The 11,294-nt window shown below is 43.2% G+C and carries 11 protein-coding genes; 1 reads left to right on the top strand and 10 read right to left on the bottom strand.

The window, feature by feature from the left end:
- From Ga0466249_RS19370 to Ga0466249_RS19330, 9 genes are all read right to left on the bottom strand, one after another.
- A partial coding sequence (locus Ga0466249_RS19370; RefSeq protein ID WP_281422679.1) for a citrate lyase subunit alpha occupies positions 1–914 on the bottom strand: 914 nt, incomplete at its 3' end.
- A complete protein-coding gene (locus tag Ga0466249_RS19365) occupies positions 914–1,798 on the bottom strand; it encodes an aldolase/citrate lyase family protein (protein ID WP_215831127.1) in 885 nt (294 codons plus the stop codon). The genes Ga0466249_RS19365 and Ga0466249_RS19370, both read right to left, overlap by 1 nt.
- A gap of 9 nt (positions 1,799–1,807) precedes the next feature.
- Positions 1,808–2,080, bottom strand: coding sequence for a citrate lyase acyl carrier protein (gene citD, locus Ga0466249_RS19360; RefSeq protein WP_215831126.1), 273 nt, complete (start codon positions 2,078–2,080; stop codon positions 1,808–1,810).
- Positions 2,081–2,206: 126 nt separating this feature from the next.
- Positions 2,207–3,598: a triphosphoribosyl-dephospho-CoA synthase CitG gene (citG, locus tag Ga0466249_RS19355; protein WP_215831125.1), complete on the bottom strand. Its 1,392-nt coding sequence runs from the start codon at positions 3,596–3,598 to the stop codon at positions 2,207–2,209.
- The gene (locus Ga0466249_RS19350; RefSeq protein ID WP_215831124.1) at positions 3,595–4,269 is read right to left on the bottom strand and encodes a response regulator; all 675 of its coding nucleotides are present in this window, start codon (positions 4,267–4,269) and stop codon (positions 3,595–3,597) included. Before Ga0466249_RS19350 ends, citG begins: the two co-directional genes overlap by 4 nt.
- A gap of 9 nt (positions 4,270–4,278) precedes the next feature.
- Positions 4,279–5,859 (bottom strand): ATP-binding protein, encoded by a 1,581-nt coding sequence (locus tag Ga0466249_RS19345; protein ID WP_246588891.1) that lies wholly within the window; start codon positions 5,857–5,859, stop codon positions 4,279–4,281.
- Between the two features lie 54 nt (positions 5,860–5,913).
- A complete protein-coding gene (locus Ga0466249_RS19340; protein ID WP_246588890.1) occupies positions 5,914–7,314 on the bottom strand; it encodes a DASS family sodium-coupled anion symporter in 1,401 nt (466 codons plus the stop codon).
- A 226-nt stretch (positions 7,315–7,540) separates the two neighbouring features.
- Entirely contained in the window at positions 7,541–8,194 is a 654-nt protein-coding gene (locus Ga0466249_RS19335; RefSeq protein WP_246588889.1) for an HAD hydrolase-like protein, read from the bottom strand.
- 21 nt (positions 8,195–8,215) lie between these two features.
- Entirely contained in the window at positions 8,216–8,968 is a 753-nt protein-coding gene (locus tag Ga0466249_RS19330; RefSeq protein WP_215831123.1) for a YdcF family protein, read from the bottom strand.
- Between the two features lie 44 nt (positions 8,969–9,012).
- Here Ga0466249_RS19330 and Ga0466249_RS19325 point away from each other — a divergent pair, with 44 nt between their 5' ends.
- The gene (locus Ga0466249_RS19325) at positions 9,013–9,654 is read left to right on the top strand and encodes a YigZ family protein (protein WP_215831122.1); all 642 of its coding nucleotides are present in this window, start codon (positions 9,013–9,015) and stop codon (positions 9,652–9,654) included.
- On the opposite strand, the gene Ga0466249_RS19320 is transcribed toward Ga0466249_RS19325, so the two are convergent.
- Positions 9,651–11,288 carry a putative polysaccharide biosynthesis protein gene (locus Ga0466249_RS19320; protein WP_215831121.1) on the bottom strand — a complete coding sequence of 546 codons (1,638 nt, stop codon included), beginning with the start codon at positions 11,286–11,288 and terminating at the stop codon, positions 9,651–9,653. The two genes, Ga0466249_RS19325 and Ga0466249_RS19320, sit on opposite strands and share 4 nt — an antisense overlap.
- Between the last annotated feature and the right edge of the window lie 6 nt (positions 11,289–11,294).

Below are 11,294 nucleotides of genomic sequence, written 5' to 3'. Positions count from 1 at the left end.
AAGCTGCCTGTAATGCCTTTGGCAAGCATTTTTTCTTTGATGAAGCGGCCTACGGCCATGGAAGCTCCGCCACTGCCTAGCTGCATGGAAAAGTCTTGTCTGATACAACCGGAAAAATCCATGACATCGGCAGCAAAGCGAGCAATCTGTAATTCTTTGGGGTCTTTTGTATAACGCAGCGCTCCGGACGCAATCCCTGAAGCATCGCCAATGCTGTCTACAACAACAATATAGTCGACTTGCGATTGAGGAATGCTAATGGGAAACAGCGGATGGGGCACAAGATTGTCTGTAATGGCTACAACTTGATCGGCATAAGCTGCATCTTGCAGGGCATAGCCGAGGGAACCGCAAGCAGAGGGGCCTTGGGTTCCGTTGATATTTCCGTAAGTATCGCAGGCAGGCGCACCAAGAAAGGCCACATCAATATGAATTTCACCGCTTTCAATGGCCCGGGCCCGGCCACCATGGGAACGAATGTGAAGAGGCTTTTTCAAATGTCCTTCTGTTAGGAATCGGCCGAGTTTGCTGCGGGCACCACTGGTTTCAATGGCTGTAATGACTCCCTGTTCAATATAGGGAATGAGGGCGTCGTTGACGGTGCTTAAGGAACTGGGTGACAGCGTAATGTCACGAATGCCTTTTTTGGCAATGGCTGCTACGACACGATTTAAGATTTTATCGCCGTTACGGAAATGATGGTGAAAAGAGATGGTCATGCCATCTTTGAGTTCTACAGCATCAATGGCTGCTTCGATGGAATCGAGTCGTTTATCTGTCCGAGGCTGCTGACAGCTTAATTTGGGTCCAACTGTCCTTCCCGTGGGCTGCTGTGCAAAAGCACCGGCAAAAGGCGTTACTTTACCTAAACCTGCGATGATTTCAGGAATTTCTCTTCCTACTGCGTTTTTCATTATTCGTTTCCCCCTTTCCCGGCAGTCGCCTTGGCATAAGCCAAGGTCCGCTCTGCCCGGGCTACAATCGGCAAGTCAATCATTTTGCCATTTAAGGATATGACGCCTGATTTCTTTTCGAGAGCGTCTTTATAGGCTTCAAGCACTTTTTCGGCGTGCGTTATTTCTTTTTCTGTCGGTGCAAAGAATTGATGAACGACACCGATTTGGCGCGGGTTGATGACGGATTTGCCATCAAAACCTAGTTCTTTTATGAGTTCGAGTTCTTTCTTAAAGCCTTCTTCGTTATTTACATCGGAGTACACCGTATCAATACACTGCACACCGGCTTCACGGGCGGCAAGGATTAATTCGCCACGAGCTACTGTAAGTTCACGGCCTAGTGCGCTGCGCGTCGTTTTTAAGTTGGCAATGAAATCTTCCGCACCAATAGCAATAGCTACCATACGGGGACTGGCTGAAGCTATTTCATAGGCTAACCTGAGACCTTTGGGTGTTTCTACGGCAGCCATCATTTTAATGGAACCGGCAGGAAAATGATATTTTGCTTCGGCTTCACTGATAAAATCAGCAATGTCCCGAATTTCTTCCGGGCCTTGGGCCATGGGCAGACGGATGAGATCGGGTTTGGCTTTCAGAATGAGTTTTAAGTCATCCCAGCCGAAGGGCGTACTAATATGATTAATCCGAACTGCTACTTCGGTTGGGTAGTTCATGTTGGAAATAGCCTGGAATACAAGATTTCTTGCAGAGTCTTTTTCTGTAATGGCTACGGCGTCTTCACAATCTAAAATAATGGTATCTGCGCCGTAAATTCCTGCATTTTGAAGCATTCCGGGATTATTGCCTGGAACAAACATCATGGTTCTTCTCAGTTTTTCCATTTCTTAAATTCACTCCCCTGCTCTTTCCAGCGCGGTAATTAACCGCGCTTTGATTGTGCAATCTAATGCACCTTTATCACTGCCATTAATGACGGCATCTGTTACATGATGCTCAGCTAAAACTTCTTCAATTATGGCTTTCATTTGCCTGCCGTATTGCTTTAATACGGGGCTCGTTAGTTCAATTGCGATCCCCGCTCCGGCTGCTGCCGGGGCGACGGTAATTAAGATATCATTGGATTCCATCGTTCCGGCGATTGCCATTTTTTTAATCTGACTCATCTTTATCCCTCCAGGTGTTTTTTTGTTAAAGTATAAATTATGAAAGTATACAGTATACGGACGAAATCATTGTATACGGCATACCAAATCTTATTATCTTAGTTTAGCACAAAATCTAGCTGCTTTTCAACTCCCCAAAGTTTGATTAGCGCGATAAATAAACCACGTTACAGCCAAAAGATCAGCAGCGCCGCCAGGACTGACATTTTGCGCAATAAAGTTCTGCTCCATCAGTTCAAGCTGCCTTCGCCCTTCAATTTTTGCCAAACCGCCTGCTGCAAAAACGGGTTCTACTTGCTGCTTTACCCACAGACGCATTTTTTCCGGCGAATGCCGGTTCATTACCGTTGTATCATCCACACAGGTCATCAGCCTGAGTAGCGTTTCAATTAAAGCTTCATTGACAGCCAGACCTTGCTTTAAAGAATGTCGCAATTGTGGAAGACTCTGACAGCGTACAGCTGGCAGTCCCTGTTCCATTTCGCCACGAATGCCGGCTATTTGATAGAGTTTATACAATTTTTCGCCTGCTGTTAATTTATGTTCTTCCACATCCTGACGTCCGGCAAGTTCACGACGAACCATTCCCTCTGTCATTTGCGCCACTGCTTGATATAAAGCTTCCTCACTGAATTCATGGCGGGCAAGTAAGAAAGCCGTAACAGCTGTCACAATGCCTAGCGAAAAAATCAAACCTTTTTGCGTGTTAACACCTTGGGTAGCCTGAAACATGGCGTCTTCACCCGCTTGACCGATAATACGCAATACAGGAAGTAACTCAGCAAGAGGGCCAGAAAAAGTTAGCCCAGCCTGAGCAAACCGCTCCAGTGACCCCGAGAGTGCCGCCGTACTTGTCATAAAGGTATAAAAGTCCATATCCTTATGGGCACCGCTATTAACGCGATTCACAAGTCCCGGTGACGGTGTACACGTTACTTCGTACAACATGGATTCCACAGCCAGAGCAGCAATTTTTTCTGCTTGAGCACTAATATGACGAGACTGTTCTGCTAAAAACTGCTGAAACAATGCCTTAACAGCCTGCTGAATTTCCGCCTGACTATGACGAAATTCACGCATACAATATACAGCTGGTTGACCACAAACATAACACGTACGCAGTCCCCGTGAAGCCTGCGCCGAGAGAATTTCTCCCTCAGCAGTAAACACATCTAAATCAAGCAACCGAGCAAAAGACTGACCGCCTTCCAGAGCGGCACACTGTTTTTTAGCCTCATAAGCATCAACCGTAGTCACAAGCAAGGCCTCTGGCCCTGTTGGCAAGTAAACTCTTTGTTCGGCAATAATAGGCAGTGATTTTTTCAGTTCGTAAGCAGCATAATCACAAAGGCTACGCGTTAATACCGTATTTTTCACTGATCCAGGCATATTAATAGTAATGCTAATAAGAGGCAAATGATGTTCATTGCGCAATACGTTTTGTCGTTGCTGGCGCTGCTCTTTAGCTGCCAGTAAATCCGCTAAGGAAATAGAAACACCTTCAAATAAATGAGTCATTTAATCTGATAACGATGTATGGGCCGCCCTAAGGGCAAATAATCCAACACCATTACAACCCTGCCTTCCGTGACAAAATATTCGAGATAACGTCTAGCCGTGACACGAGAAATGCCGACGCATTCAGCAACTTCTTCAGCAGACTGCGGCTTCGTCTGACCCGCCAGAAACTCAATAATTGCGGATAATGTTTGGTTATGAAGATTTTTCGGTAATACCAAATCAGCTACCCGTTTTTTCGCCGCTAAAAACTTATCCAGTTCTTTCTGACTAAAAGTTTCCTTGCGCTCGACAGTTTCTTTAAAATCACGATATGATTCTAATGCCGCGCGAAAACGGTCAAATTTAAAAGGTTTAATCAGATAATCTACGACACCGGAGCGAACAATTTTCTGAATCGTCTCTCCATCGCTTGCGGCAGTAATGAGAATAATGTCCACAAGTATCTCTTGTTTTCGAAGGAGCGACAACACTTTTAGTCCATCAACCTGAGGCATATACACATCTAAAAGAATGAGATCCGGAAGTTCCTTATCAATAAATTCGATTGCCTGCTTACCATTGACTGCAGTACCTATGACGGTAAAGCCACTCACAGCTTCAGTAAACTTGCGATTAATATCGGCCACCATTGGATCATCCTCAACAATAAGCACTTTTATATTTTTCATATTATCACCTTATTTGTCCGGAATGATCACTGTAAAGAGTACACCACCTGCTGGTTGATTGCAATAAAAAATTTTGCCGCTATGAATCGAAACTTTCTCTGATACAAGTGCAAGACCTACACCGCGACTTTCTCCTTTCGTAGAAACTCCGCGAAGAAAAATTTCATCACCCAAATCAGACGCAATGGCTGGACCACTATTTTCCACTTCAATCGTAACCAGCTGATGGACTTGCTCGATTTTCACCCGAACGCGCTTATCCGTTTCATCAATAACAGCCTCAAAAGCATTTTCAATCAAATTACCTAAAATAATCACTAAATCGCCACTTGTCATACTGCCTGGCAAAATTCCCAAGCTCGTTTTGGGATCAATGGTCATCTGAATTCCCAGTTCCTCCGCACGATTAGACTTTCCATACAATAATCCAAATGTAACGGAGTCTTTGATTTGACTACGAAGTTGTTCAAAATTACCTTGATGATTTGAAGCATTCTCCACAATATAGTTAACTGCCTGCTCATAACAACCCAGCTGAATCAAGCCAGACACAGTATGAAGCTTATTCTTAAATTCATGCGCTTGCGCCCGAAGCAAATCAACAAAACGATGAACGCCTGTCATTTCTTCCGCCAAACGTGAAATTTCTGTCCGATCGCGAAAAGTAAAAACCGCACCAATCACTTGTCCCTCAACAAAAATAGGAACACTATTGGACACAATAATTATATCTTTTACACGAAATTCTTGATTATACAAAGCTTTACCTGTATGAATAACCTCGCCAAGATGATCGGAACCCAAAAGATCACGAAAGGAACAGCCTAGCAGACTATCCTGGTTGATACCAAATACCCTGGCAGCTTCTTTATTAATCAGACCAATCCTACCGTCTTTATCTACAGAGACTAAACCTTCATGAAGAGCAGCAAGTGTTGCTTCACGTTCCTGCATTAAACTGGCAATCTCATAAGGTTCCAATCCATGAATGGCTTTTTTTATATGACCGGCAACCAAGATCGATCCGACAATACTAGCTGCCAATGCTATGAACAAACCATACAAAGTAAGTTTTGTAGCTTGTTCCTCTTGATCCTTCATTGCAGCAAGATCAAAGCCAATCGAAACTAACCCGATTTGTACTCCAAGATCATTGAATATCGGCACATTAGCCCGCAAAGACGGATCGAGACTCCCTTTACCGGAATAAACATATTCTTCGCCATGAAGAACAGGTTCGCGATATAAATCTGTTAATGGCTTGCCAATATTTTCAGGAATAGTATGAGTAAAACGGATTTGCTGCATATTAGCAAAAACGATGAAAGAGGCTCCTGTCGTAATTCGCCAACGCTCGGCATAGGGCTGCAGACTCGCTGAAGGATGATCCGACTGCATGGCTCTTATGACAAAAGCATCCGAAGCAAGTAACCGCCCCATATTCAAAGCTTGTTTTGTTATATTCTCCTCAATTTGCTGGTCCATATTCTTGATGGCGAAATAGCCGGAAACAACAAGTACCAAGCATACCAAGGTCACCGTCAGAATCATAATGTGATAATGAATGGGCAGTCTTCTCGTCCCTATCAAACCTCTTCACTCCCTAGACAGGGAATTCGACGCAGTGTAACAGAATCCTCTCTATTACCAGAGACCAAGAATTTTCCACCAAATACCGCCAATTCCAATCCAAATAACCAGGTGAAGGACAGAAACAAGGAATCCAATCTTCCACCACTCACCTTGGCTAACATAACCTGCACCAAAGTAAATCGGAGCCGGACCTGTACCATAATGAGTCATACAACCGCAAATATTCGCTGTAAAAGCAAGTGCAAGAACCGTCAGAAAGGTCGGCGCTCCTGCCGCCACGGCCACAGCCGCCAGTGCCGCATACATGGCTGTAACATGAGCCGTCATACTGGCAAAAGCATAATGAGAATACATATAAACAAGAACAGCAACAATAAAAGCAACCATCCAATTTGTTCCGACCAACATAGCTGCGACTGATTTTGCAAACCAACCAATAAAGCCTGTTGTATTTAAAAATCCAGCCAAACCAACAACAGCACCTACCCAAACAAGTGAATCCCAAGCTTTCGTTGCACCAATAACTTCACCCCATTGAATAACATCGGTTGCAAGCATAATACAAACACCAAGCAAAGCAACGGTTGTTGCATCAATTTTGGTAATCGTCGACGTTGCCCATAGAATAAGTGAAAGAATAAAAACACCAAACATCATTTTTTCCCGCTTCGAAGCAGGTCCCATTTTTTCAAGTTCTTTTTTAGCAAACTCCTTGGCTTCAGGGGTTTTCTTGAGTTCTGGCGGGCACATCTTGTAAATGAAGAAAGGAATGACAATTAGGCCAATAATGCCAGGCACAATGGCAGCTTGAAACCAAGCTCCCCAACTAATACTGACACCTAAAGTTTTCTTAGCTAATTCAGCTGCTAAAGGATTGGCAGCCATAGCTGTTAAAAACATAGTGGAAACAATAATATCCACATGAAATGATGACAGCATCAAAAAATTTCCCAATTTTTTTGCTGTCGGTCCAGGTAGAGAATCAAAAGAAGCACACAAACTAGATACGATAGGGAAAAGTACGCCGCCAGCACGTGCTGTATTGGATGGTGTTGCAGGTCCAATGATCACATCGCTGATTGCAAGAGAATAAGCCAGCTTCAATGTACTATCACCAAAGGCGCGGGTAATCATATAGGCAATTCTTTTACCTAGACCCGTTAAAATAAAACCTTTGGCAAACAAGAAAGCAGAAACAATCAGCCATACTGTACTGTTAGCAAAAGACGACAGCGCCTGAGCCAGGGTCAAATTTCCTGTTAGTATGGCAAAAACAAGGCTCATCAGAGCAATAGACCCATTCGCAAGCGGTGACAAAACAAATCCAAATACAGTAGCCATAAAAATAGCGAATAAATGCCAAGCCTGCGGGGTTAATCCGTTCGGAACGGGTATGAGCCAAATCACAATTAAAGGTAGTAAAGTAATAATAGCACGCATTTTCTTACTCAATCCAAATAACCTCCTATTTTCTATTAGACAAATTTTCTGCCTATTTAAAAAATAACATTAATTTGTATTCAAGAAAAGTTTTTGGTCATTTTGGTCATTTTGTTAAAAATAGAACAAAAAGATCGATTTATTATTTTAGTAAAATAAAAAGCAAAAAAAGAATACGAACGGTATATCGTCCATAATTTTTTTTGCTTATACTAACAAAGACTTCTATTATTTAACTCTATTCACCAAGTAAAAATTGCTGCAATTCAGCCACGGTGTAGACCAGGTGCGTAGCTCCTGCCTGGCGCAATTCCCCTGCTCCGCCGTAACCATAAGCCACACCAATGGAATCAATACCCGATGCTTTCGCCCCGCAAACATCATGCAGCCGATCACCAACCATAACGGTTCGCTTGCGCTCAACTAAAGGAACTTCTTTCAAGACGACCTGAATGACATCCCCCTTTTTCACACAAGTTCCATCAAGATTACTGCCAACGATGCTGTCAAAATAGCTCGTCAGTTTAAAATGGTCCAAAATCTTTTTAGCAAAAACGGTAGGCTTCGATGTCGCAACAAACAGGTGCCGCTCATGACGAACAAGTTCCGTAAGCAGGTTTTCAATCCCGTCATAGACGCCATTTTCAAATAATCCTGTCACACTAAAATACTCGCGATAATATTCAACAGCTTTTAAGGCCTGCTCTTGTGTAAAACCATAAAATTCGATAAACGAATCAACTAGAGGCGGTCCGATAAATGGAATTAATGTGTCTAAATCCGTCACATGAATACCAAATTTTTTCAAAGCATAATTGACTGACTTCGTAATCCCTATTTTAGGCTCTGTCAATGTGCCATCAAGATCAAACAAGATTCGATCATACATCATGATAAAATTCCTCTCCCCAAACTAATACCAGCGTACAACAATGAGTCCGACATATTCCTTAATCGCTAAGGATAGATTGTACAATCCATCCGCCGTTGGCCACCATTGACGGAAATCCCAGTTACCCTGAACATTCGTCTGATAGTCAGTCGGAAAAGCCTGAACAGTAACCCCCACTTTTTCAAATTGCTTCACAGCCCGTGGCATATGAAAGGCCGACGTGACCAAAATAGGCTGCTCAAAATGGTATTGCTGGATTTTTTCTTTGCTAAATCGGGCATTTTCTGTTGTATTCGTGCTTTGATCTTCAATAATAATGTGATCAGCAGGCACCCCTAACTGTAGCAGTGTGGCACGGGCAATTTCGGCTTCCTTGCCTGTTGTTTCAAACACTCGCCCTCCTGAAACAATAATGGGGATCTTTAGTTTATAATATAACTGAGCCGCTGTAAGCAACCGATTGGCGGCAAATCCTGATAAATGTCCTTTTCCTTCTATATTCGGGGTGTCAAGTGTCGCCCCACCACCAAGCATAATAATAACATCACCCGTAACTTCGGAAGAAGGAACATACTGACTTTCAAGGAAACGAATCGCGCTATTACTCATTATTCCTGTACTGCACACATAAAAAATGACCGTAATAAAGACCAAAAATTTGCTGACAGGCTGTTTTTTACGCCAAGACCAGACAGATAAAGCAGCTAAAAGCAGGATAAAAATGCCTGGTGGCAAAATTACAGCAGTATAGAGAAATTTAATTAAGTAGAACATCGCTTCTCCTTTGCTTCAAAACAAATAATCTGGGGGACTTTTCCATGAACGAATACTTGACTATACAAAAACAAGCCCGCGCTGAATATGAAATTCAAAAATCATTATTTATCGCCTACACAGCTGCCGTCTCAACAGAATTTGCTGCACAAGAATTTATTCAGCATATTAAAAAAAAGCATTTTGATGCTACACACAACTGCTCAGCCTATACCCTAGGCTTTCATGATGATATTCAAAAAGCCGATGACGACGGAGAACCCTCTGGTACGGCAGGACGCCCCATACTCGATGTGCTCAGAAAAAAGTCGATAAAAAATGCCGTCATTGTCGTCACACGCTATTTTGGCGGCATCAAACTGGGTGCAGGCGGCCTGACGCGCGCCTATGGTAAAAGTGCCATCCTTGGCCTCCAGGCGGCCGGACTTATTACGAAAGTACGCTATGACCGTTTTACAGTCTCTTTAGACTACACCTATCAAGGAGGCCTCGAAAATCAGTTGATTAACCACCATTTTATCCTGCGCGAGCGAATCTTTACGGACCGCGTATCCTTTACAGTGCTAGCCAGACACGACTGCCAGGAAGAATTCATTCAATTGATGAACGAACAAACAAATGGCACCGGACAAATTAAAGCCTGCGGTGAAGAATATGTAGATGAAATTCCCGCTGAAACAAATTAACGCAGAAGACCCGCTTTTACAAGCACTTGCGCCAGTTTTTTCCCTACGACAGGCATTCTTTCAATATCACTGTGTTCAACGCATTTAAGCACAACAAGCAATATGGCATAAATAACCATGCCCAGAAATGAGGCCCCGAGAGTAGCAATAATATTATTGCCACATTGCTGCATCATCATGGAATAGCCAAAATAAATAATAGCACCCATAATGGCAGCAGCTAAACTAATCTTCTTTGTATCGCGAATATTAATGCTACAACCTGTATAATGCTGCACAACAATCAAATTTAAGACCGCCGCAATTCCCACATCAGCCACAGTCGCCCAAGAAGCGCCAATAATGCCAAGCGTAGGAACAGCAGTTAAGGTCCAATTTAAACACACTTTCATCGTAGCTGCTAGAATCATATTAATTACTGGAATATACGTGTGTCCCAGCCCTTGTAAAACACCTGTCGTCACTTGGTGAATGCCAAGCAAGAATACTGAAATAGACAGTACTTCAAGGGGACCACCGACTTTGGGTGTACCATACAGCATAGCTGAAATGGGATAGGCTAATAGGGCCAAACCAATAAAACCTGGAATCGTAATCAAATTAGATAGCCGCATGGCAGCCATAATACGCTGCTGAATGCGGCTGTTTTCTTTAAGTGTAGCCGCTTCAGAAATAGCCGGAACAAGACTCGTTGATAAAGACGCCGTTAAGATAGTAAGAAGATTAATCAGCGGCACGGCCATGCCTGTCAAATAACCAAACAGTTCCGTCGCTTGCGAAACCGTATAGCCAGCTACTTCAAGGCGCATGGGAACAATCACAAGATCTAAATTGGATACAATAGGCAGCATAATGCTTGCAAAAGAAACAGGCAGCGCCAAATTAATCATGCGCTTCATTATTTTCATGCTTGACTGAAGAGGTGGTAAATTTTCTGGGCGCGCCTCAAGCTCAGCATTTTTAAATTTTTTTCGCATCTTCCAAGAATACCACAGCAAAACTAAGAGACCTGATGCAGCTGCCGGAGCAGCACCGAAGCTAGCGCCCGCGGCACCAAATTCCAGTCCACGCGGCAAAAGGAGATTAGCAAAAATAATCATCGTTGCCACACGGACAAGTTGCTCAACAATTTGCGAGACAGCCGTAGGTGTCATGGTTTGCCAGCCTTGGAAATGGCCACGGTAGCTCGCCAAAATCGTTACAAAAAACACGGCCGGCGCTAAGGCAAGTATGGCATAATAGGCGCGGGCATCCCGAACGATATGAAAATCAACAAGCCAGCGAGCCCCGAAATATAACAAGATACTAAAAAAAACACCTGTTACAAACATGAGGCGCAAAGATGTCCGAAAAACCTTTTTAGCTCCCAAATAATCGTGCAAAGCCAATCGCTCTGCTGTCATAATAGAAATAGCCACAGGTACACCAGCTGATGATACACTCAGAGCAAGTAAATAAATGGGAAAGGCCATCATGTATAAGCCAATCCCTTCACCACCGATGACACGTGATAAAATAATCCAATTAACCGAGCCGATAATTTTTACAATAACTCCGGCAATAGTCAATATAAAAGCACCTTGCAAAAAGTTATCTTTCTTCGTATGATGCGTTAAATTTTGATTAGTTGTCATTTTCGT

Source organism: Pelorhabdus rhamnosifermentans, assembly GCF_018835585.1.
Classification (GTDB): domain Bacteria; phylum Bacillota; class Negativicutes; order UMGS1260; family UMGS1260; genus Pelorhabdus; species Pelorhabdus rhamnosifermentans.
This window is presented reverse-complemented; position numbering and strand designations above follow the sequence as displayed.